Origin of the sequence: Actinosynnema mirum DSM 43827 (genome assembly GCF_000023245.1) — a bacterium.
Classification (GTDB): Bacteria; Actinomycetota; Actinomycetes; order Mycobacteriales; family Pseudonocardiaceae; genus Actinosynnema; species Actinosynnema mirum.
The window spans coordinates 5063869-5085466 of record NC_013093.1; the positions used below are offsets into that span (position 1 = coordinate 5063869).

Genomic DNA, 21598 nt, shown 5'->3' on the forward strand with positions numbered 1-21598 from the left:
GACCGGACGTGCGCCCCGAGGGGAGGCCTCGCAACGGGACCGGACGGGTGAACCCCGCCCGCCCGCGCCCCGCTCAGTCCTCGCCGGGCAGCAGCCCCGCGGACTTGGCCAGCTCGACGACCACTTCGCGGTCCTCGGTCTCGGTGCCGAGCTTGCGCGAGACGTGCCGCAGCCGCCGGTGCACGGTGCGCGGCGAGATCGCGAGCCGGTCGGCGATGGTGTCGTCGGTCAGGCCCTGCGCCACGCCCTCCAGCACCGTCGCCTCGCGGCGGGTGAGCCGGTAGCCCGCGCGGTCCGGCGGCAGCTCGAAGATCCGGGCGAGCCGCTCGGTCGCGTCCGGGTTGCGGGTCTTGGCCAGCAGCGCGGCCAGCCGGGGGCTGCCGTTGAGCGGGTCGTGGCCGAGCACCAGCAGGACGCGCGCAGCGCTGTCCGCCAGGTACTCCAGGAGTCCCAGGGTGCGCGCGTCGGCGTGGTGCGCGTCGTCCAGCGCCAGCACCACACCGGTCTCCCCGCCGACGATGACCAGCGCCGCCCGGACCACGCGCTGCACGTCCTCCTCGGTCAACCCGAGCATGATCCGCGCCCAGCCGCGCTCGTCGAGCTTGCGGAACAGCTTGCGCAGCATCTCGCCGTGCTCGCCGGAGGCCGGGTTGATGGCCTCCATGAACCCGCCGTAGGGGACCTCGGGGTCGTCCACGCGGGCGCGCAGCACCGGCATCCCGAGCCCGACGCCGAGCGTCTCCCACTCCTTCATGCTGAGGTCGCGGGCCTCGCGCGAAGCCGCCCCGACGCCGACGACCCGGAGACCCACCAGCTGTTCCCACCCGTCGAAGCGCCCTTCAGCGGCCACTTCCCGCATAGGTCCCTCCCCCTGACGTCTCTCCCCCTGCGGTAAGACAAGGAACAGTCCGAAAGCGTGCAAATACATTTGGTGACAAAAAACCCGGCAGCCGGGTGAACCGCCAAGCCGTGCGCGCCACCCAGGCTAGCCGAATCCCCGCCCCGATATCCGCCGGGCAGGTCACCGCCGACCTGCGATCACGCATCGAAATCGGCAACGGGCGTCCGACCTCGGCAGACGTTCCACAGGGGACGCTGGGTGACGATCACCGGGATTCCCGGAGCGGGTTCGCCGGGGGCGGCGACGCGGGATTCGGGGCGGGTGGGGGTGGGGCGCGGGGCGGGTCATGCGAATGACGCGCGAGGTGCAGTTCCGGTGTGGACGGGGCGGGGTGCGGTGGTCCGGTCCGGGTGGCGGGCATCGGCGGGTTCCCCTGGTGAGGTGAACGTTCGGCGGACGACCGGAAAGCCGGGGAGCTCCGGTGCTGCCGTGAGGTGGGGCCCGTCCTTCAGCTCGCGGTGGCCACCGAGGCCCCCCGCTCACCTAGCACCCCCTCCCACCTCAGGCCAGCTCGATCGCCTGCGCGCGCGGGTACTTCCGCCCCGGCCCCGGCGCGGGCGAGCCGGTGAACGACACCTGCGTGCCCACCGGCAGCATCGGCGCGCCGCCCGGCAGGTCGTCGCGCGAGGCGTACCAGGAGCCGCCTCGGGTGTCGGTGATGAAGCCGTGGGGCTGGTCGTCGCGCCAGCCGGTGATCCGTCCGTAGCGACGGCCGCGTGGCGCCCCGCCCGACGGGGCGACGGGGGTGGTCGTGCGGGTGAACGGTGAGCGCAGCGGGTAGTCACCCTGGTCGGCGGGGGCGAACAGGGCGTCGAAGTTGGGTGTGTCGGTGGCGTTGGCGCGCAGCGGCGCGGCGGTGCGCGGGCCGTTCTCCGGCCACTTCTGCGGGGCGCGCCGGGGGTCGGCGACGGGCACGAGGACCCGGACGCCGCGCTTGACCAGGCGGGCGGCGAGCGGGGTGAAGTCGGCGTCGCCGGTGACCAGGACGACCCAGCGCAGTCCGGCGGTGACGGCGCGGTCCCAGGTCTCCAGGGCGAAGTGGACGTCGACGCCCTTCTCCTTGCCACCGTGCAGCGGAAGGTCGTGGCGGGTGATGCCGGCGAGGGCGAGCGCCTCGTCGAACCCGGTGGCGGGCGTCTCGATGCGCCCCCGCACGTAGTGGGCCTCGCGGATCACGCAGTCGTCCAGGGGGACGCCCTCGGCGAGGTGGACGTGCCAGCGCAGCGCGTCGTGGAAGCCGTCGAGGGAGACGCGCGCGCGCCGGGGGTGGGTGGTGGCGTAGAAGTCGCTGAGGTAGGCGAACCACGTCCCGTCGTAGAACACCCCGATGCGCACGCTCTCACCCACGGCGCGATTTTATCCGACCGGTCGACTGGAATCAGTCGGCCGCGACCTCGGGCGGGGGCGGCCCGTCGCAGTAGCCGCGGACCCCGACGAGCACCGACTGGAGGCACCCCCTGGGGGTCGTCGTCGCTGGCGGACCGGAGGGGGCGCCAGAGGGCGACGACCTCGTCCTCGGACAGCTCGAACAGGGAGATCCCCGCGCGCCACAGGCGGACCCCCTCGCGGGCCGATGCGGAAGGGTCCGAGGTCGGGCCCCACCGCGTCGATCCGGATGTCCACGCCCGCATTCTCCCCACCTACACCCCGTCGACCGCCCACACCCCGATCGACTTGTCCTCGAACGAGCGCTCCACCTCACGCCCGCCCTCGACGCTCAGGTAGCGCTCCGTGCACCCCTCGGTGATCACCCGCACCGGTTCGGGCAGGTCGAACGGCGCGGCGGCGAGGTTCAGCGGGCGCCAGCCGCCGGTGGTGATGTCCGGCCAGTTGGTCCGGCCGGGGAACGTGGTGGCGGCGAAGTAGCGGGCGCCGCTGCGCTTGACGTTGGCGATGGCCGCGCGCACGTCGGCGTCGCACAGGTGCACCAGGCAGTCGCGGGTGAAGACCAGGTCGACCTGCGGGAGTTCGTCGTTGACCAGGTCGAGCACGAGGAACTCGCGTCCGGGCGCGGCGTGCAGCTCGCGGTTGCGCTCGACGGCCGCGGGCACGATGTCCGCGCCGATGTACCGCTCGACGTCGAGCGGGGTGCGGGACATCCAGAACAGGTCGCCGCACGGGAGGTCCAGGAAGCTGCGCACCCCGAGCTCCGCGACGAGCTCGGGCAGTTCGGCGCGCAGCACGGCGGTCTGCACGAGGTCGGAACCGGGCCCGGACAGCGAGGCGTCGACCTGCCCGCGCTCGGACCGCCAGGTCTCGTCGGCGTAGATGCGGGCGAACAGGTCCGAGGTCCCCAGGGCCTGGGCCTGCACGGCGCCGAGGCGGGGGAACATGCGGTGGACGAGGTCGGGGTCGGCGTGGTCGGGCACGGTGCCTCCGGGGACGTCGGGTGACGGCTCCGTCCAGTCTTGGGCTGGACCACCCCTACCGGGCAAGGGCGGAGGTCCGCAGTGCCGGAGGTTCGGTCGATCGCGGGACCCCACCCGCTCGGCCGATAACGGTTCTGGTCGCGCTCGGCGCGCTGACCGCGCCTGCCTCGGCGGCCACCGCCCAGCTGTCCCTCGACGTCGCGATCCCGGCGGGCCCGTACGTGCTCGGCCAGGACGTGCCGGTCCAGTTCACCATCACCAACACCGGTGACGCGGCAGCCGGAGGACTACGGCGGCTACCGGTTCGCGGGCCTGCCGCTGCGGGCGCCCGTCCTCGTCGACGATCGCCCGCGTTCCCGGTCGGGTGGCCGACAAGTCCATCGTGCTGGTGCAGGGCGAGGACGTGCCGGTGGCGGGCCTGCGGGTCGACCTGGTGGACGCGCTGGACCCGCGAATCGTGGTCGGCGCCGTCACCGACGCGACAGGGAAGGCCGTGTTCACGGGCGTTCCCGCCGGGAAGTACGTGGTGGCGCCGGGCGGGGGCCGGGTGTTGGAGTCGCCCGCGAGCACCACGTGGGTGGGTTCATGCCGCAACTGCGGATACGAGGAGCGCTTCCGGGTCATCCCGGCGTGACATCCCGATCACCCGCCCCTCCGACCACCGGAGGAACGGGTGATCTCCCCGGTGCCGGGCCGGTCCTGGCAGGCTGGCCCCGTGACCCGCACGACTCCCCCGCGCCCGCTGGACGTGGAGCGCGTCTTCCCCGAGGTGGCGCCGTTCCGCAGGGGCACGGTTCGCCTGCACCCGCGCGCGGGCGCCCCGACGGTCTGGGACAGCTCGGTCGGTGGGCCCCTGCTGTGGCCCGAGGGCGAACCCTGGCCGACGTGCGCGGAGCACGCGGACGTGCTGGTGCCCGTGCTCCAGGTCTTCCGCGCGGACACCTGGGGAGCGCTGGACTTCCCGCCCGGCGCCACCCTGCTGCAACTGCTGTGGTGCCAGTCCGACGACCACGCGGACGGCTGGGTGCTGCCACTGGTGGTCTGGCGTGACGCGAGCGCCGTCCGCGTACCGCTGACGGCTCCGCCGAAACCGGAGTCGTTGCAGCACAACCTGATCCCGCGCCCGTGCGTGGTGCACCCGGAGCTGGTGGTCGAGTACCCGAGCGCGGAGCTGCCCGTCGACGCGCGTGACGACGAGCGGATCGACCGGGTGGCCGCCGAGACCGGGTGGGACTACGACGCGGACCTGTCGGTGGCGCCGGGCACGAAGCTCCTCGGTTACCCGTTCTGGAGCCAGGAACCGGACTGGCCGACCTGCACGGGCTGCGCCACCCCGATGCGGATGCTGCTGACGGTGGCCTCCTACGAGGCCGACCCCGAATCCCGCTCGTGGACCCCGCTGGAGGACTTCGGCAGCCCCATCGCCGATCCCGGACTGGAGATCGGCGACCTGGGCGCGGTGCACGTGTTCGAGTGCCCGAGCTGCCCGGACCGGCCCAACGCGCACCGGCAGGACTGCGGGTGACCCCGAGAACCGGGCGGAGTTTCCCATCGGTACCCATAAGAATTTCCTTGCGGTGCCCGATGCCTTGGCGCGCTTAGCATCCGGGGCGTGACGGTCATCATCTCCGCAACCGAGCTGCACCGGCGGTTCCCCCGGTTCCGGGTGCTCGACGTCCGCTGGGCGCTCGGCGCCCCGGACGGGCGGCCCGCCTACCTCAGCGGTCATCTGCCGGGCGCCGTGCACGTCGACCTGGAGGCGCACCTCGCCGGTCCGCGTGGGCCCGGTGACGGGCGGCATCCGTTGCCCGGCCTGGACGCGGTGCAAAGCGCCTTGCGCGGGTGGGGCGTGAACGTCGGCGACCAGGTCGTCGTCTACGACGACTCGGGCAACCTCGCCGCCGCACGCGCCTGGTGGGTGCTCCGCGACGCGGGGATCGACGTGCGGTTGCTCGACGGTGGGCTCGCCGCCTGGGTCGCAGGCGGGTTCCCGGTGGAGCGCGGGGACGTCGTCCCCACGCCGGGGGACGTGGTGGTCTCCGAAAACCGGTTGGCGCGCATCACCACCGACGAGGCGGCCACCTGGCCCGCGCGCGGGGTGCTGCTGGACGCTCGGGCCGGTGAGCGGTACCGGGGCGAGGTCGAGCCGGTCGACCCCGGGGCCGGGCACGTTCCTGGCGCGGTCAGCGCGCCCACCGGGGAGAACCTGGCGCCGGACGGGACTTTCCTGGCCGCCCCGGAGCTGGCGCGACGGTTCGCCGTGCTCGGCGTGACGCCAGGGAAGCCGGTCGCGGTGTACTGCGGGTCCGGCGTCACCGCCGCGCACACCGTCGCCGCCCTGGCCATCGCCGGGATCGACGCCGCCCTGTACCCCGGCTCGTGGTCCCAGTGGTCCTCGGACCCCGACCGGCCGGTCGAGGTGGGGGCGTGAGCCTGGACGGGTTGACCGGTGGGCTGTCCTCCTGGTCGACCGACCCCGCCGAGCTGGCGCGCGCGTCCGCGGACCGCTCGGGCGGTGTGCCGGTCGGGACGCCCCGGCTGGTCGTGTTCGCCAAGTCCGTCGTGGAGGTCCAGCGGACCGTCGCGCACGCCGCCGCGCACGGCGTCCCGGTCGTGCCCAGGGGCGCGGGGTCCGGGGTCGCGGGTGGGGCGCTCGCCGGCGACGGGAGCATCGTGCTCGACCTGTCCGGCCTGGACCGGATCACCGAGCTGCGGCCCGACGAGGCGCTGGCGGTCGTGGAACCCGGTGTCGTCACCGCCGACCTGGACGCCGCCGCCTCCGCGCACGGGCTGCGGTACGCGCCCGACCCGGCGAGCGCCGCGTTCTCCACGATCGGCGGCAACATCGCCACCAACGCGGGCGGGCTGCGGTGCGTCAAGTACGGGGTGACCCGCGACGCGGTGCTCGGGCTCGACGTGGTGCTCGGCGACGGGTCGCTGGTCAGCACCGGGCGGCGCACGGTCAAGGGGGTCACCGGGTACGACCTGACCGGGCTGGTCGTCGGGTCCGAGGGCACGCTCGGGGTGGTGGTCGGGGCGACGCTGCGGCTCTCACCGCTGCCGGTGCGCACGGCCACCGCCGGCGCGTTCTTCGCGACCGCCGAGGACGCCGTCGCGGCGGTGACCGCGCTGCAGCGCGCGGGCGTCCGGCCGTCCACCGCCGAGCTGCTGGACGGGCCGACGCTGCGCGCCGTCGACCAGGCCCAGGGCGGTGACCTGCACCGCAGGGGCGAGGTGTTCCTGCTGCTCCAGACCGACGGCTTCGGTGCGGAGCAGGAGCTGGCGGAGGCGGCGCGGGTGGTCCGGCCGCTCGCCACCGCGCTGGAGACCACCACCGACCCCGAGGTCGCCGCCCGCCTGGTGGCCACCCGGCGGGCCGCGCTGCCCGCGATCGAGCGGCACGGGCGGGTGCTGATCGAGGACGTCGCGGTGCCCAGGGGCCGGATCGCCGAGACGATCCGGGCGATCGGGGGCATCGCCGAGGCGACCGGGGTGCGGATCTTCGTGTTCGCGCACGTCGGCGACGGCAACCTGCACCCGATCGTGCTGGCCGGCAGCGCACCGCCGGAGCGGGTGGAGCGCGCGGTCGCGGCGATCTTCGAGCAGGCGCTCGCGGTGGGCGGCACGCTCACCGGCGAGCACGGCGTCGGCGCCCTCAAGCGGCCCTGGTTGGCGGCGGAGCTGGGCGAGCCGGTGCTGGAGCTGCACCGGCGGATCAAAGCGGTGTTCGACCCGGCGGGCGTCCTGAACCCCGGCAAGGCCATCGGCTGATGGCGCACCACGACCTTGGGAGCCGAGCATGACCACCTCGTACGACAACCCCGCCCACCTGGGCCCGCGCGGCACCGTCGTGGTGCTGCCCGGACGGGGTGAGGGCGCCGCCGTGTACGAGCGGTTGGGCGCGCGCCTGGCGGCGGACGCCTACCGCGTGCGGATCACCGCCGACCCGGCGCTCGACCCGGCCGGGGTCGCGGCGGAGGTGAAGGCGGTGCTGGCGGACGAGGGGGACGCGCCGAGGCCGCACGTGCTGCTCGGCTCGGACGCGGGCGCGCTGTTCGCGGCGCTGCTGCTGGCCGAGGGCGCGGTCGCGGCGGACGGCGCGGTGCTGGCCGGGCTGCCGCTCGGGGACCAGGTCGGGGACCAGGTCGGGAAGCCGGTTGACGGGCAGGCGCCCGGTTGGGAGTCCGAGCTGGACGCCCGCACCACCTGTCCCACCCACCGCGCCCGCCTCTCCGACGAGACCGCGCTGCACCGGGGCAGCCTGTGGACCGCGCCTCCCCCGGACTGGGCGGAGCGGGCCGCACCGGAGGACGTGGTGGTCCCGGTCCTGGGCCTGCGCGGCGTGGACGACCCCCTGACCAGCGCGGACGCCTCCCGTGACTGGTTCTCCCGGCTGCCGGACGGCGAGCTGGTGGGCATCGCGGGCACCGCGCACGACGCGCTGAACAACCAGACCCACCGCACCGCCGCCGCCCTGGTGGTCCGCTTCCTGGAGCGCTTGCGCCTGGGCCCGGACCTCCCGGAGGCAGAGACCACCGAGGTGCCCCGCAGGGCCAGGTAGCCCGTGTCCGCCCGGTCACCCTCCGCAGGAGCCGGGACCTGCGAAAACCCCGACATCGTCGGTGCCCGCCGCTATCGTCCCGGTATCGGGTCGCAGGGGGTCGGGCATGGGTGGGCGAGTGTCCTCGGAGGACGCCTACGTGATGGGCGGGGCGCAGGCGCGGCAGGTCCTGCCGCGCCGGGGTGACGGGCGTGAGGGGCGCGCCCTGACGCCCGACGCCGCCGAGCGGGTGCGCGGGCTGATCGCCGCCGCGCGCGAGTCGCTCGCCGAGGACGGGCGCGGCGGCGCGCTCGCGAACGCCCTGGAGGAGCACCTCGCCGCCCCCGGACCGGTCAGCGCCGGGATCGTCCACCGGATCGTGGAGCACGCCTCGGGGACGTGGCAGGCGGAGGAGACCGCCTGCTTCGTGGACGCGTGGGTCGCCGAGCACGGGGTGGTGTTCGCCGCCGAGGCGGCGCTCTGCTCCGCGCTGCACCGGATCGACCGCGACGGGGCGCTGACCGGCCGGTTCGACACCGAGGCCGTCGAGTGGAGCTGGGCGGGGCACCGGCCGCTCGCCCGCGTGCGGCACGCGCTGGCCGCCGCGTCGGACGCCGAGCACGCGGCGGCGGTCGAGCGGGTGGCCGCGCACCGGGGCACGCTCAGGGGCCGCACCCTGGCCGCGTTCCTGCTGCCCACCGAGACCGGCTGGGTCGGGCCGCTGTTCGAGGAGCTGGCGGGGCTCAGGTCCGCGTTCATCACGCCCTGGTTGTTCCTGGGCTCGGTCGGCGACCGGGAGTGGTTGGAGGCGCTGGTGGACCGCTGCCCCGTCGAGGGGGTGACGGCGCCGTCCTGGGTGCTGCCGACCCTGGTCGACGCGGTGGGGCCGGAGGGCGTGCTGCCCACGCTCGTGCGGTGGCTGCCCCGGCTGCCCGCGGCGGCCCGCAAGCGGGTGCTCGGGCTGGTCGCGGAGTTCCCGCTGGACGAGGCGTTCGCGGTGCTGGCCGGGCAGGGTCCGCCGGGTGTGAAACCGTTGCGGGACGCGGTGAAGCGCTTCCCCGAGCGCGCCGCGAGGTTGGCGCCGGCGGAGCTGCTGCCCGCGCCCGCCGACCCGCTGCCGGAGGCGCGTGCCGACGAGCCGGTGCGGTTGCCGCGCCCGCTGGTCGACCCGCCGTGGGAGGTCGCCCCGGTGGTCGAGCGGGTGGTGGTGCCGGGGTTGACGCCGATCGACCGGCCCGGCGTGGTGTGGCGGCCGGGTGAGCGCGAGGAGTGGCTGGAGCGGGAGCTGTTCTCCTTGCTCACCGACCCGACCGCGCCCGCCGACTGGTCGCGGGCGCTCGACGAGGTGGCGCGCGCGAACGACGGTCAGGCCGGGCACCCGGTGCTGCTGCTCGCGCCCGAGGAGCCTGCCCGGCGGGTGGTCGTGGCGTGGCGGCCGGAGAACGCGGGCGGCTTCTGGGCCTGGGGACCGCGGCTGGTCGCCCGGTTCGGGGTGGACGCGGCGGGTGTAGTCGCGCACGTCGGGGCGACCCGGCGGGACCGCGCGGTCGAGGTGGCGGCCCCGCTGGTGAGCGCGGCGATCGCGACCCTGTTCGCCGAGTGGGGCGACCGGCTCAAGTCCATGCGCGGCCCGGCGGCGGCCTACTTCGCCCGGCACGGCGTGGAGGCGGCGCGCCCGCTGGTCCCGGCCGCGCTGGGGACGCGGGAGGGCCCGCGCCGGGCCGCCGAGCGGGCGTTGCGGCTGGTCGCGGACGACCTCGGCGAGGACGCGGTGCTGGCGGTGGCCGCCGAGTACGGGCCGGGGGCGGAGGCCGGGGTGCGCGCGCTGTTCGACCGCGACCCGCTGGCGCTGCTGCCGCGCACCCGGCCGTCGACGCCGGAGTGGGCGAACCCGCTCACCCTGCCGCCGGTGCTGCTGCGCGACGGCGGTCCCGCGCTGCCCGCCGCGGCGGTGGCGAACCTGCTGGCGGTGCTGGCCGTGCCCGACGAGCGCGCCCGGCGCGCCGGGCTGGTCCCGGTGCGCGAGGTGTGCGACCCGGCGTCGCTGGCGGCGTTCGGCCGGGCGCTGCTGCGCGCCTGGCTGGCCGAGGGCGCGCTCCCGGCGGGCGGCTGGGCGCTGACCGCGCAGGGCGTGATCGGCGACGACGAGACCGCGCGCGAGCTGGCCGGGCTGATCGACCGCTGGCCGGGTGAGGGGGCGTTCCAGCGTGCGGTGACCGGGCTGGGCGCGCTCGGCTCGATCGGCACCGACACCGCGCTGCGGGCCGTGGACCTGTTGGCGCGCAAGGGTTCCACCAAGGGACTGCGGGAGCGGGCGGCGGAGGCGATCGCCCTCGCCGCCGCCGGGGCGGGGCTGGACCCTGAGCAGCTGGCCGACCGGCTGGTCCCCGACTGCGGGATCGGCGCGGGGGTGGTCCTGGACTACGGGCCGCGCTCCTTCCCGGTCGAGTTCGACCGGTCCCTGACGCCGCTGGTGGTGCTCCCGGACGGCAGGCGCCGCAAGAGCGCTCCCACCCCGGCCGCGACCGACGACCCGGAGCTGGCCGCCGCCGCGCGCGCCCGGTTCTCGTTGCTGCGCAAGGAGATCACGAAGGTCGCCGCCGAGCAGGCCGAGCGGCTGGAGCGGGCGATGGTGGTGGGGAGGCGGTGGCGCGGGGACGAGTTCCGCGCGCTGTTCACCACCCACCCGCTGCTGTCCCACCTGGCGCTGCGGCTGGTGTGGGCGGTGTTCGCCGAGGACGGGCCGCGGCCGTTCCGCCTGGCGGAGGACCGCACGGCGGCCGACGTGGCGGACGCGCTGGTGGAGCTCGCCGACGACGCGGTGATCGGCCTCGCGCACCCGCTGCACCTGGCCGGGGCGATCCCGGTGTGGTCGGAGCTGTTCGCCGACTACGAGGTGGTGCAGCCGTTCCCGCAGCTGGGCAGGCCGTGGGCGGCGCTCACCGAGGCCGAGCGGGCGGGGTCGTCGCTGTCGCGCTTCGCCGGGGAGAAGGCCGCGCCGGGCAGGCTGCTGGGGTTGATCGGCAAGGGCTGGAGCCGGGACGCCTCCGCTGCGCCGTCCGCGCCGCCGTGGCTGCGCAGGCGCCTGGACGAGGGGCGCTGGGCGCTGCTCGACCTGGACCGGGGGTTGCCGTTCTCGTCCTTCGAGCACCTCCCGCACCTGCTGCTGGGCGAGCTGCGCCTGTCGGCGACCGGCGGTCCCGGCCGCGACCCCGGCGACCCGCCGTTCAGCGGGCTGGACCCGGTGCTGGTGTCGGAGCTGCTGGCGGACGTGGGCGGGACCCTGGCGCGCTGACGGGGTCAGGCGCGCGGGTCGGGCGCGCGGGTCGGGCAGCTGCTCCCGCCGGTGCTCCTCGGCGAGCCGGAAGAACACGTCGAGCGGCTCGTCGTCGCCCGCGTGCTCCTCGATGGCGCGCGCCCAGCCGCGCTCCACCGCCCAGCCGAACCGCTCCCGCAGCCAGTCGGAGGACGCGCGGCTGCCGCCGAAGGGGTGCGGTTCGCACGATACGGAACACCGGGGCCGCGCTAGCAGGCGCGCAGGCCGAAACCGCTGTGGTGGAACACCAGCGGGGTTCCGGGGGTGTGCGCGGCGGAGTGCAGGCGCAGCAGGACGATGGTGTGGTCGCCCGCCTCCACGCCGCGCTCCAGGGACGTCTCGAACCACGCCACCCCGTCCGCCAGGGTGACCGCGCCGCCCTCCCCCACCACCGGGTCCAGCCCGGTGAAGCGGTCCTCGGCGGGACCAGCGAGCTGCCGGGCCACCAGGCCGTGGTGGTCGGCCAGCACGGTCACGCCGATCCGGGCGGCCCCGCGCAGCGACGGCCACGTCCGGGAGCCCGTGGCGATCGAGAACGACACCAGCGGCGGGTCGAGGGAGACCGACGTGAAGGAGCTCGCGCACAGGCCCACGAGCCTGCCGCCGACCTCGGCCGCCACCGCCACCACGCCGCTCGGGAACGCGCCGAACGCCGCCCGCAGCCGCGCCGGGTCCAAGCCAGCTCCACGACCCGCCTCCGACAGCGCCGCCCGCTCCGAACTCGGTTCGCTCACCGCTCCCGGCGCCGCCGCCCGCTCCGGCCCCGCCCCGCGCGCCGCCTCCAGCACCGCCGCCCGATCACGCGCGACCTCGTGGCCCATGGCGCTCCCCTCCCCGGCTCCGACCCGCAGTCCACCCCAGCCTCGCCCGCCCCCGCGCGCCGCGTCCAAGAGCGTTCCTCGATCGCTTCCCATGCGGGAGCGCGATGGATCGATCCCGGTCAAGGGGTGGCGCGGACGAGTCCCACATGCCGGCAGCGGTGTCCCACGACCACCGGGGTCGGCTCTAATCGGGGGCATGGCGAACTCACTCGACCTCGAACACCTGCGGACACTGGTCGCGATCGCCGAGTGCGGTGGGTTCGGCAAGGCGGCGGCGGTCAGGCACATCAGCCAGCCCGCGCTCAGCCAGCACGTGCGGCTGCTGGAGCGCGGCCTCAAGCGCAAGCTGTTCGAGCGGGACGGCCGGAACATGCGGTTCACGCACGAGGGCGAGCGCGTGCTGGCCGAGGCGAGGCGGATCATCGAGGTGCACGACGCGTCGCTGCGCAGGCTGGAGGCGCGGCCGGAGCGGACGATCGTGGTCGGGTCGACCGAGCACAGCGCGGGCCAGGTGCTGCCGGAGATGATCAGGGCGCTGCGGGAGGCGTTCCCGGACTGCTCGACGCGGTTCGAGATCGGGCGGTCCACGCAGCTGGCCGAGTCGGTGCACAAGGGCGCGGTGGACTTCGCGTTCGTGCTCGACCCCGGCGGCCAGGGGCCCGGTCACCTGGTGGGGCGGCTGCCGCTGGTGTGGTACGCCGCGCGCGGCTGGCAGCCCGACGGCGCGAGCGGGACGTGGCCGCTGGTGGCGTTCGAGGAGCCGTGCGGGTTGCGGGAGCGGGCGCTGTCCGTGCTGACCGGCGAGGGCCACCAGGTCCAGGTCACCGCGCAGTCCACGACCCTGGAGGGCGTGCTGGCCGGGGTCAGGGCCGGGCTCGGGGTGGCGCTGCTGCCCAACGCCGGGTCGCGCCCGCAGGGGCTCGTGGTGTGCTCGGACCTGCCGGAGGCGGGCACGACGCACCTGCGCATGGTGTCGCGGCGCGGGCTGGACGCGGGCGTGGAGCGGGCGGCGCTGAGCGCGGGCGTGGAGTTCTTCGCGCAGCGGCCCCACCTGCAGCTCGTGCCGGGCGCGGCGGCGGCGCAGGGCGCGTGATCGCGCGGCGGCCGACCATAACCCGGCACTATCGGAACCCATCGCGCTCTTGTCTTGGACGCCCGCCGCGACCGGCCCCTACGTTCGGGGCCGTGACCAGCGCACCCGTCTTCACCCCGCAGATCCCCGACACCGCGGCGCGGAAGGTCGAGTTCATCAGCCTCTCGCACCTGAACCCGTCCACCGAGCTGGACCCGGTCCCCACCAGGGGGATCGACCTCGACTACTTCCGGAAGTACGTGCGGGCGCTGGAGGACGGGGGCTACGACTACACGCTGCTGCCCTACGGCTCGAACAGCGCCGACTCGTTCGTCGTCGCCTCGGCCGTCGGCCAGCTGACCGAGCGGATCAGGCCGATCGTGGCGCTGCGCCCGAACACCACGTTCCCCCTGGTGGCGGCGCAGAAGCTCGCGACGCTCGACCAGCTCACCGAGGGCAGGGCGGTGGTGCACCTGATCTCCGGCGGCAGCGACGCCGAGCAGGCCAGGCAGGGCGACTACCTGCCGAAGGACCGCCGCTACGCGCGCACCGCCGAGTACGTCGACCTGCTGCGGCGGGCCTGGAGCGAGCGGGCGCCGTTCAGCCACGAGGGCGAGTTCTACCGGTTCGACGACTTCGGCCCCGGCTTCGCCCCGCACGGCGAGACCATCCCGATCTCGATCGGCGGCCAGTCCGACCAGGCGTTCCAGGTCGGCGGCGAGCAGGCGGACGTGTTCAGCTTCTGGGGCGAGCCGCTGGACGACCTGCGCGGCGAGATCGAGCGGGTGCACGCGATCGCGCGCGCCGCCGGTCGCACGACGCTGCCGAGGATCTGGGTGACGTTCCGCCCGATCGTCGCCGAGACGGACGAGCTGGCGTGGCGCAAGGCCCACGAGTACGTGGCGAGGATCGGCGAGACGTTCGCGAAGTCCGCGTACGGCAAGCAGAAGCACCACCAGCACGCGCCGCAGAACGTGGGGTCGCAGCGTGCGCTGTCGTTCGCCGAGCGGTCCGAGCTGTACGACCGGGCGCTGTGGACCAGGACGGCGGCGGTGACGAACGCGGCGGGCGCGTCGACGGCGCTGGTCGGCTCGCCCGAGACGGTGGCGGCGGCGATCCTGGACTACGTGGACCGGGGCGCGGACCTGGTCAGCATCCGGGGCTACGACACGCTCGCGGACGCGGTGGACTACGGGAAGCACGTGCTTCCCCTGGTGCGCCAGGAACTCGCGCACCGCGAGGCGACCGGCACGCGCGGGACGCTCCAGTCCGAGCACCTGGGCAACTACGGCGAGGACTACCGGCGGTTCGCGGCGGCAGGGCAGTGACAGGGGTCGGTGCGGTGACCGGGGTTGTTGCGGCAAAAGGGTTTCCGACGCCGGACCTGTCGGAGGGCGCGCTCGCGAGGGTCACGGCGGAGGTCGCGGCGACCGCCGAGGAGTACGACCGCAGCGGCGCGATCCCGTTGCGGGGCCTGGAGGTCGCGCACCGGGCCGGGCTGCTGACCGCGTCGGTGGCGCGGCGGCACGGCGGTCCGGGGCTGGGGCACCGGGACGTGGCGCGGGTGCTGACCGCGCTGGGCGAGGGCGACCCGTCGGTGGCGCTGATCGCGGCGAACACCCTGGCGGCGCACGCCTCCGAGGCCGCGCGCCCGCACTGGCCGGAGGGGCTGTACGCGGACGTGCTGGAGCGGTCGGCGCGCGGGCCCGCGCCGGTGAACGCGGTGCGGGCCGAGCCGGAGCTGGGCGCGCCCGCGCGTGGTGGGCTGCCCGCGACGACGCTGCGGCGCACCGCGTCCGGGTGGGTGCTCAACGGCCGGAAGGCTTACGCCACAGGGGGTTCGGCGCTGGTGTGCCACGTGGTGTGGGTGGTGGCCGAGGAGCCGGGCGTCGAGCCGCCGAGGGTCGGGCACGCGCTGGTCGCGGCGGACCTGCCGGGCATCGGGTGGGTGGAGACCTGGGACCACCTGGGGTTGCGGGCCTCCAACACGCACGACGTGGTGTACCGGGACGTCGAGCTGCCGCAGGAGGCGTTCGTGGAGATCCCGCGCGGCGCGGACGGCCGCTACCGCGACCCGGCCGCGACCACCGGGCCGGGCGGGTTCGCGCACTCGGCGCTGTACGTCGGGGTCGCGCGGGCGGCGCGGACGGCGTTCGTGGACTTCGCCCGGACGCGGGCGCCCGCCGGGTTGGGGAGGCCGATCGCGACCACCGAGCGGATCCAGGTGGTCGCCGGGGAGGTCGACGCGCAGATCGCGGTCGCGGAGACGCTGCTGCACGGCGCCCTGCTGCGGGTGGAGGCCGGGGACGAGTCGGTGCTGCCGCAGCTGCCGGTGGTCAAGGCGTCGATCGCGCGGGCGGTGGTCGCGGCGGTGCAGACGGCGGTGGCCGCGCTCGGGAACCCGGCGCTGTCCCGGCGCAACCCCCTGGAGCGGCACCTGCGGGACGTGCTGTGCGTGCGCGTGCACCCGCCGCAGGAGGACGCGGCGCTGCTGGCGGCCGGACGGCGGGTGCTGGGCCACGGGGCGCCGGGCTAGCGGCGCGGGCGTTTTCGTCGGGGGCGGTGCACCACCAGGGCGACGTGTACGAGTGCACGTCGGCGACGGGGGCGATGCCGAGCACTGCCGCGTGGCAGCACGGGAGGTGAGCGCGGCCAGGGGGTGTTCCAGGGGCTGCTGGACGACGGGGACCCGCGCGTGCGCCGCGTGGCGCCGTCGGCGCTGCGGGCCTGCGACGCGGCCGTGACGGCGATGGGGTGAGCTGCGGGTGGCCCGGCACAACCGTTACCGGGCCACCCGCAGGGATTCCCCGCCGCGCGCTCAGGCGGGCGCGCCCGAGCGCGCGGCGGCCAGGGCGGTCACGGCGTCCTCCATCTTCCGGTTGTCCCCCACGAACACCTCCCGCACCTGCTCGACCAGCTCCGGTCCGGCCTTCTCCGGGCTGCCGCAGTCGAACGGCGGGGCGGGGTCGTACTCCAGGCCGAGCTGGGTGAAGCGCGCCCTCGGCTCCCCGAGCAGCTCGGCCAGGACGGTGAGCCCGAAGTCGATGCCCGCCGTGACCCCGCCGCCGGTGATCCGGTTGCGGTCGACCACGACCCGCTCGGGCACGACCTGCGCGCCCAGCGGGGCCAGCAGCTCGCGGAACGCCCAGTGCGTGCCCGCGCGGTGGCCGTCCAGCAGGCCCGCGCCGCCGAGCACCAGCGACCCGGTGCACACCGAGGTGACGTAGCGGGCGCTCGCGCCCAGCTCGGCGGTGAGCGCCAGCGCCCCGGCGTCGAGCAGCACGTCCCCGGTGCCGGTGCCGCCGGGGACGAAGAGGACGTCGACGTCGCGCGGGCAGTCCTCGAACGTGGTGGTGGGCACCACCCGGAGCCCGCTGTCGGAGGCGACCGGGTCGAGCGTGCGCCACACCAGGTGGACGTCCATCCACGGGCTCCAGACCGCGTGCGGGCCGATCAGGTCGAGGTGGGTGAAGCCGGGGTAGAGCAGCATCGCGACGACGGGCCGTTCGGCGGACATCGGGTGACCTCCTGGTTGGTCGGGACCTCCTCAGCGTGCCCGCGCCCGCCCGCTCGGGTGAGCGGCGTGAACGCCAATGAGTTCTAAGATCGCGCCATGCACCGGGTGGCGGTACTCGCGCAGGACGACGTGGTCGGGATCGAGCTGGCCACGGCCGTGCAGGTCTTCGAGATCGCGAACTTCAAGCGGGGAGCCCCGGCCTACCGGGTGGGCGTGGTGGGGAGCCGGGAGTGGGCGCCGAGCGCGGCGCTGACCGGGCCGCCGTCGTTCTCGGTGCGCGCCGAGCACGACTGGTCGTGGGCCGACGGCGCGGACACCGTGGTGGTCCCGGCGACCGGCGGCTCGCTCGACCCTCCCCCGGCGCGGGTGCGGGACCTGCTGCTCGCCGCCCACGAGCGCGGCGCGCGGGTGGCCTCGCTGTGCGTCGGCGCGTTCACGGTCGCGGCCACCGGGCTGATGGACGGCCGCCCGGCGACCACGCACTGGCACTTCGCCGACGAGTTCGCCCGCCGCTTCCCGGCCGTGCGGCTGGAGACCGACCGGCTGTTCACCGGGCAGGACGGCGTGTACAGCGCGGCCGGGGTGACCGCCGCGCTGGACCTGTGCCTGCACCTGGTGGAGCTGGACCTGGGCGCCGGGGTCGCGGCGGCCACCGCCCGCTACCTGGTCGCGCCGATGCGGCGGGAGGGCGGCCAGTCGCAGTTCATCGACTACCGCACGCCCGCGCGGCCCGACGAGCTGGCCGCGACGCTGCGCTGGGCCGAGGAGCACCTGGCCGAGGACCTGACGCTGGCCGACCTGGCCAGGCACGCGGCGATGAGCCCGCGCACGTTCAGCCGCCGGTTCGCCGCGGGCGTGGGGACGACCCCGGTGCACTGGCTGCTGCGCACCCGCGTGCGCCGGGCGAAGGAGCTGCTGGAGGTGACCGACCTGCCGGTGGACCGGATCGCGCGCGAGGTGGGGTTCCGCTCGCCGAGCACGTTCCGGCACCACTTCGGCCGGTTCACCCGCACCACACCGCGCGAGTACCGGCGCTCGTTCAGCGGTGGGCGCGGGTAAGCGGGCCGCTGCGGAGAGCGCTTGCCCACCCGACCCATCTCACCCGTTCGTGGAGGGACGGCATCCACCTGGGGCACCCCGGTTTTGGCATCCTCTCCAGTGCGTCCCGGCGCGGGCCGGGCGACGCTGGGAGGAGGTTGGCGCAGGTGGAGGCGGGGCACGAGCGGGTGGAGGGCTCGCGGGAGGACGGGGGTGACGGGGGTCAGGTGGTGTTCGACAGCACCGACCTGGAGACCACCGAGGAGTTCCTGATCAAGCACTACGCGCCGCTGCGGATCGGCAGCTCGACGGGGCGGTCGGGGGCGCGCATCACCAGGGTGGCCGGTGGCGCCGTGAGCGCGGACGAGGTGGCGCTCACGTTCGACATGAACTACAGCGTGGAGCCGCTGGGCAAGATCTGCCTGTGCGACATCCGGACCGGCGTGATCGACCGGCACCGGCCCGCGGACTGGCGGGAGGCCGGGACGTTCGGGCCGGGCGACCTGTTCTCGTTCGCCCAGCCGGACCGGCCGTACCAGGGGCGCGCCCGCCAGGCGCGGTACAGCATCACGATGCTGGACCCGGCGCTGCTGAACCAGGTCGTCGGCGGCGAGGAGCAGGTGCGGCTGCTGGACCACCGCCCGGTCGACGCGGTGACCGCGGCGACCCTGCGGAGGGTGATCGACCACGTGCGGGACGACGTGCTGGCCGCGCCGGGGGCCACCGCGAGCCCGCTGCTGGTGGGGGCCGCGACCCGGTACCTGGCGGCGGCGGTGCTGGCGGCGTTCCCGACCACCGCGCCGGTCGGGCCGAGCGCGGCGGACAGCCGCGACGCGCACCCGCGCACGGTGCGCAGGGCGGTGGCGTTCATCGAGGCCAACGCGGGGCGGGACCTGAGCGCGGCGGAGATCGCGGCGGCGGCGCACGTGACGCCGCGCGCGATCCAGCTGGCGTTCCGCAGGCACCTGGGGACCACGCCGACCGCCTACCTGCGGCGGGTGCGGCTGGACGGGGCGCGGGCGCAGCTCCTGGCGGCGGAGCCGGGCAGCACGACGGTGACCGAGGTGGCGCTGCGGTGGGGGTACAGCAGGCCGGGGGTGTTCAGCACGCACTACCGGGAGGCGCACGGGGAGCCGCCGTCTCGGACGCTGCGGGGGCGGTGACCGGGCCGCTGGGGCGGTGACGGCGGGGCCGCGGCACCGGGGTGGGGGGCTTCCGGGGGACGCCGTCGCGGCTCAGCGCACCGTCACCGTGGTCGTCACGGGCAGCAGCTCGACCAGCGCCGCCGCGAAGAGCAGCAGCACGAACCCGCCCACCACGCACGCCACCAGGTGCCGCACCTTCGGCTCGCCCTTGACCCGCATCCCGAGCACCCCGCTGACCAGCGCGGCGAGCGCGGGGACGGGGGCGAGCGGGTAGAGCAGGACCAGGCTGGCCAGGGTGAGGGCGGTCAGCGCCAGCGACAGGCTGCCCCGGCTGGCCGACCGCCGGGAGGTCCGCTCGGGGGCTCGCTCGGCGTCGCTCACGTGGCCCCCCTTCTCCGGTCGACCCACCGTAGCAAAGCCACCCCGCCGGGCGACGGTCACCTGAGCGACCGTCACCCGAGCGACAGCGGGGGGTCGTGGGCCCGCACCGGCGGGAGCTCGCCGTCGTGCCGGGTGATCGCGACCGGCACGTGCGCCCCGCTGGTGGCCTGGGTGAGCGTGGAGGTGGGGGCGTCGCGGGTGAGCACGTTGACGTTGCCCGCGACGCAGTCGGCCACGTGCGGCGCGCTCGGGTCGCACCAGGCGCCGGTATGCATCCGGGCGACACCGGGCAGCAGCCCGTCGTCCAGCGCGACCCCGGCGAGCAGGCTGCCCTGCGGGCTGCGCACGAGCGCGACATCACCGGCGCGCAGACCGCGCGCGCGGGCGTCGGCCGGGTTGAGCCGCACCGGTTCCCGCCCCGCGCTGCGCAGCAGCGCGAGACCACGAACCGCCGCACCGCGGTTCCCCGTCGGAGCTCAGCGGGTTTGTTCTTTTGATTGGCCGGGCCCCCAGCGTGCCCGGCGACGTCCGGCAGCCCGAACCCGGCGATCACGGCCGAGACCAGCTCCAGCTTCCCGCTGGGCGTGTCCAGCGGGAACCGCTCCGGATCGGCGCGGAAGTCGGTGAACACCGCGTCCCGGTACGGCTCGGCGCGCAGGTCGACGCCGCCGTCGCGCCAGAACCGGTCGAACGACGGCGCGGGCGGCGAGCCGGGCGCGGCCCGCCACCGCTCGTGGATCCGCTCCAGCCAGCCGCGCGAGTCGAGCCCCTCGGTGAACGCCTCCCCCCGCGCCGAGCCGCTCCGCGAGCCGCGCGTGGATCCAGAACTCCTCGCGGGCCTGCCCGACCGGTTCCAGCACCCGCCGCACCGCCCGCAGCCGCCGGTCCCCCGCGCCCGCCGCGAGGTCGTCGCGCTCCAGGCTGCTCGCGGCCGGGAGCACCACGTCGGCGTGCCGGGCGGTGGCGGTCCAGTGCGTCTCGTCCACCACCGTGGTGTCCACTGTGGACATAGCGCGCAGCAACCGCTTGAGGTCCTGGTGGTGGTGGAACGGGTTGCCACCGGCCCAGTGGACGAGCCGGGTGTCGGGGAAGCGCACGACGCCGCCGTCGTACGGGATCGTCGCGCCGGGGTCGAGCAGCAGGTCGCTGATCCTGGCGCACGGAATGAAGTCCGGCACCGGGTTGCTCCCCTGCGGGAAGGTCGGCAGCGGCGGTCCCGCCACGCCCACGCCGTAGTCGCCCATCGAGCCGAACCCGTGCGCGAACCCGCCGCCGGGCGACCCGATCCGCCCGAGGAACGCCGCGAGGGTCAGCGCCGCGAACACCGCCTGCTCCCCGCGCTCCCCGCGCTGCGCGGCGTACGCGACGTTGACCAGGGTCCGCCCGCGCGCCATCCGCCGCGCCAGGTCCCGGATCACCGGCGCGGGCGTCCGGCTGATCCGCTCGCCCACTCCGGGGTCTTGGGCGCCCCGTCGTCCCGCCCCGACACGTGCGCGCGCACCACGTCGGCCCCGACCGCGCAGCGGGCCAGGAACTCGTCGTCCGCCAAGCCCTCCACCACCAGCACGTGGATCAGCGCGAGGGACACGGCGGTGTCCGTGCCGGGCAGGACGCCGACCCACTCGGCGCCCAGCCCGTCCCACGCGTCGTCGCGCCACGCCGACAGGCTCACCACCTCCGTGGTCCTGGCGGCGGCGCGGGCGAGGGCGGAGCCGAGGTGCCTGCTGTGCCCGCCGGGCGCCACCCAGGTGTTGGAGCGGCGAAGCCCGCCGAAGGTGACGAGCAGGTCGGTGTGCGCGGCGATGTGCTGCCAGGACGCGGGCCTGCGGCGCAGGTCGAGCGCGGCGGCGCCGCCGATCAGGCGCGGCAGCAGCACCAGGCTCGCGCCCCTGCTGTAGTCGCCGACCGACCGCGTGCACCCGCCGGTGACGTTGAGGAACCGGTGCAGCTGGCTCTGCGCGTGGTGCAGCCTTCCCGCGCTGCCCCACCCGTAGGAGCCGCCGAACACCGCGCTGGGGCCGTGCTCGGCGCGCACCCGCCGCAGCTCCCCGGCGACCAGGTCGAGCGCGGTGTCCCAGTCGACCTCGACGTGCTCGTCGCCGGGGTCGCCGCGCCGCCCGTCCGGTCCGGGCCCGTTCTCCAGCCGGCGCCGCCGCACGGCGGGCCGGGTGACCCGCGAGCGGTGCCGGTAGGCGTCGACGTTGCCGATCGCGGGCGAGGCGTCGGGGTCGTCGGGGTGCGGGCGCGCGGTGAGCCCGTCGCCGTCGACCTCCACCAGGCAGGAACCCCAGTGCGCGCTGGTCTCCCGGCTCTGCCCCATCAACCGCTCCCACCCGTTGGACACCGGTCCGCCCCCTGGCCGACGGTACCGACTCACGGCCGTGACCAGCGCTTTCAGCTCATCGGCATCCTCGATGGGTACCCATCCCGTTTTCATCTTGGACCGTGCTCACGACCCGCTCCTACGTTCGTGCCGTGCCCGAGCGCCCACCGCACGC

Annotated in this window: 20 protein-coding genes; 11 read left to right on the forward strand and 9 right to left on the reverse strand. The window is 75.6% G+C overall.

From position 1 onward, the window contains the following. Nucleotides 1-73: 73 nt before the first annotated feature. The 3 genes from AMIR_RS40465 to AMIR_RS21435 all read right to left on the reverse strand — a co-directional run bounded on the left by AMIR_RS40465 (nt 74) and on the right by AMIR_RS21435 (nt 3270). The gene (locus AMIR_RS40465) at nt 74-811 is read right to left on the reverse strand and encodes a helix-turn-helix transcriptional regulator (protein ID WP_240438605.1); all 738 of its coding nucleotides are present in this window, start codon (nt 809-811) and stop codon (nt 74-76) included. Nucleotides 812-1402: 591 nt separating this feature from the next. Next, nucleotides 1403-2248 (reverse strand): NYN domain-containing protein, encoded by an 846-nt coding sequence (locus AMIR_RS21430; RefSeq protein WP_015803043.1) that lies wholly within the window; start codon nt 2246-2248, stop codon nt 1403-1405. A gap of 293 nt (nt 2249-2541) precedes the next feature. Continuing rightward, entirely contained in the window at nt 2542-3270 is a 729-nt protein-coding gene (locus AMIR_RS21435; RefSeq protein ID WP_015803044.1) for a class I SAM-dependent methyltransferase, read from the reverse strand. A 364-nt stretch (nt 3271-3634) separates the two neighbouring features. On the opposite strand from AMIR_RS21435, the gene AMIR_RS21440 reads away from it, so the two are divergent. From AMIR_RS21440 to AMIR_RS21465, 6 genes are all read left to right on the forward strand, one after another. Continuing rightward, on the forward strand, nt 3635-3904 hold the full coding sequence (locus AMIR_RS21440; RefSeq protein WP_041836920.1) for a prealbumin-like fold domain-containing protein: 270 nt from the start codon (nt 3635-3637) through the stop codon (nt 3902-3904). A gap of 81 nt (nt 3905-3985) precedes the next feature. Beyond that, nucleotides 3986-4795: a YwqG family protein gene (locus tag AMIR_RS21445; RefSeq protein WP_041838122.1), complete on the forward strand. Its 810-nt coding sequence runs from the start codon at nt 3986-3988 to the stop codon at nt 4793-4795. 87 nt (nt 4796-4882) lie between these two features. Beyond that, on the forward strand, nt 4883-5701 hold the full coding sequence (locus AMIR_RS21450) for a sulfurtransferase (protein ID WP_015803046.1): 819 nt from the start codon (nt 4883-4885) through the stop codon (nt 5699-5701). Then, on the forward strand, nt 5698-7041 hold the full coding sequence (locus tag AMIR_RS21455; protein WP_015803047.1) for an FAD-binding oxidoreductase: 1344 nt from the start codon (nt 5698-5700) through the stop codon (nt 7039-7041). Before AMIR_RS21450 ends, AMIR_RS21455 begins: the two co-directional genes overlap by 4 nt. A 28-nt stretch (nt 7042-7069) precedes the next feature. Further along, on the forward strand, nt 7070-7831 hold the full coding sequence (locus tag AMIR_RS21460) for an alpha/beta fold hydrolase (RefSeq protein WP_015803048.1): 762 nt from the start codon (nt 7070-7072) through the stop codon (nt 7829-7831). A 106-nt stretch (nt 7832-7937) separates the two neighbouring features. After that, nucleotides 7938-11105 (forward strand): DUF4132 domain-containing protein, encoded by a 3168-nt coding sequence (locus AMIR_RS21465; RefSeq protein ID WP_015803049.1) that lies wholly within the window; start codon nt 7938-7940, stop codon nt 11103-11105. Between the two features lie 230 nt (nt 11106-11335). Here the strand turns inward: AMIR_RS21465 and AMIR_RS21470 are convergent, their stop codons facing one another. Beyond that, nucleotides 11336-11947 (reverse strand): flavin reductase family protein, encoded by a 612-nt coding sequence (locus tag AMIR_RS21470; protein ID WP_015803050.1) that lies wholly within the window; start codon nt 11945-11947, stop codon nt 11336-11338. A gap of 196 nt (nt 11948-12143) precedes the next feature. On the opposite strand from AMIR_RS21470, the gene AMIR_RS21475 reads away from it, so the two are divergent. The 3 genes from AMIR_RS21475 (at nt 12144) to AMIR_RS21485 (ending at nt 15555) form a co-directional block, all read left to right on the forward strand. Further along, a complete protein-coding gene (locus AMIR_RS21475) occupies nt 12144-13040 on the forward strand; it encodes a LysR family transcriptional regulator (RefSeq protein ID WP_015803051.1) in 897 nt (298 codons plus the stop codon). A 92-nt stretch (nt 13041-13132) separates the two neighbouring features. Further along, a complete protein-coding gene (locus AMIR_RS21480; RefSeq protein ID WP_015803052.1) occupies nt 13133-14347 on the forward strand; it encodes an LLM class flavin-dependent oxidoreductase in 1215 nt (404 codons plus the stop codon). Between the two features lie 14 nt (nt 14348-14361). Continuing rightward, a complete protein-coding gene (locus tag AMIR_RS21485; protein ID WP_015803053.1) occupies nt 14362-15555 on the forward strand; it encodes an acyl-CoA dehydrogenase family protein in 1194 nt (397 codons plus the stop codon). Between the two features lie 282 nt (nt 15556-15837). On the opposite strand, the gene AMIR_RS21490 is transcribed toward AMIR_RS21485, so the two are convergent. Next, complete coding sequence (locus AMIR_RS21490) at nt 15838-16536, reverse strand: DJ-1/PfpI family protein (RefSeq protein WP_015803055.1); 699 nt, start codon at nt 16534-16536, stop codon at nt 15838-15840. Between the two features lie 96 nt (nt 16537-16632). On the opposite strand from AMIR_RS21490, the gene AMIR_RS21495 reads away from it, so the two are divergent. Both AMIR_RS21495 and AMIR_RS21500 read left to right on the forward strand, forming a co-directional pair. After that, on the forward strand, nt 16633-17595 hold the full coding sequence (locus tag AMIR_RS21495; protein ID WP_015803056.1) for a GlxA family transcriptional regulator: 963 nt from the start codon (nt 16633-16635) through the stop codon (nt 17593-17595). A gap of 146 nt (nt 17596-17741) precedes the next feature. Beyond that, nucleotides 17742-18737 (forward strand): helix-turn-helix domain-containing protein, encoded by a 996-nt coding sequence (locus AMIR_RS21500; RefSeq protein WP_015803057.1) that lies wholly within the window; start codon nt 17742-17744, stop codon nt 18735-18737. A gap of 72 nt (nt 18738-18809) precedes the next feature. Here the strand turns inward: AMIR_RS21500 and AMIR_RS21505 are convergent, their stop codons facing one another. From AMIR_RS21505 to AMIR_RS42860, 4 genes are all read right to left on the reverse strand, one after another. Next, on the reverse strand, nt 18810-19100 hold the full coding sequence (locus AMIR_RS21505) for a hypothetical protein (RefSeq protein WP_015803058.1): 291 nt from the start codon (nt 19098-19100) through the stop codon (nt 18810-18812). Between the two features lie 71 nt (nt 19101-19171). Further along, nucleotides 19172-19507: a molybdopterin dinucleotide binding domain-containing protein gene (locus tag AMIR_RS42135; protein WP_245554532.1), complete on the reverse strand. Its 336-nt coding sequence runs from the start codon at nt 19505-19507 to the stop codon at nt 19172-19174. Nucleotides 19508-19576: 69 nt separating this feature from the next. Next, nucleotides 19577-20551, reverse strand: coding sequence for a molybdopterin-dependent oxidoreductase (locus AMIR_RS42855; RefSeq protein WP_280956234.1), 975 nt, complete (start codon nt 20549-20551; stop codon nt 19577-19579). After that, complete coding sequence (locus AMIR_RS42860) at nt 20515-21420, reverse strand: molybdopterin-dependent oxidoreductase (RefSeq protein ID WP_280956235.1); 906 nt, start codon at nt 21418-21420, stop codon at nt 20515-20517. Before AMIR_RS42860 ends, AMIR_RS42855 begins: the two co-directional genes overlap by 37 nt. Nucleotides 21421-21598: the final 178 nt, after the last annotated feature.

Bases quoted from the DNA above. Each gene is read 5' to 3' on its own strand.
- AMIR_RS21475 (WP_015803051.1), top strand. From the start codon at position 12,144: ATGGCGAACTCACTCGACCTCGAACACCTGCGGACACTGGTCGCGATC.
- AMIR_RS21465 (WP_015803049.1), top strand. From the start codon at position 7,938: ATGGGTGGGCGAGTGTCCTCGGAGGACGCCTACGTGATGGGCGGGGCG.
- AMIR_RS21490 (WP_015803055.1), bottom strand. From the start codon at position 16,536: ATGTCCGCCGAACGGCCCGTCGTCGCGATGCTGCTCTACCCCGGCTTC.
- AMIR_RS42860 (WP_280956235.1), bottom strand. From the start codon at position 21,420: ATGGGGCAGAGCCGGGAGACCAGCGCGCACTGGGGTTCCTGCCTGGTG.
- AMIR_RS21470 (WP_015803050.1), bottom strand. From the start codon at position 11,947: ATGGGCCACGAGGTCGCGCGTGATCGGGCGGCGGTGCTGGAGGCGGCG.
- AMIR_RS21460 (WP_015803048.1), top strand. From the start codon at position 7,070: ATGACCACCTCGTACGACAACCCCGCCCACCTGGGCCCGCGCGGCACC.
- AMIR_RS21495 (WP_015803056.1), top strand. From the start codon at position 16,633: ATGCACCGGGTGGCGGTACTCGCGCAGGACGACGTGGTCGGGATCGAG.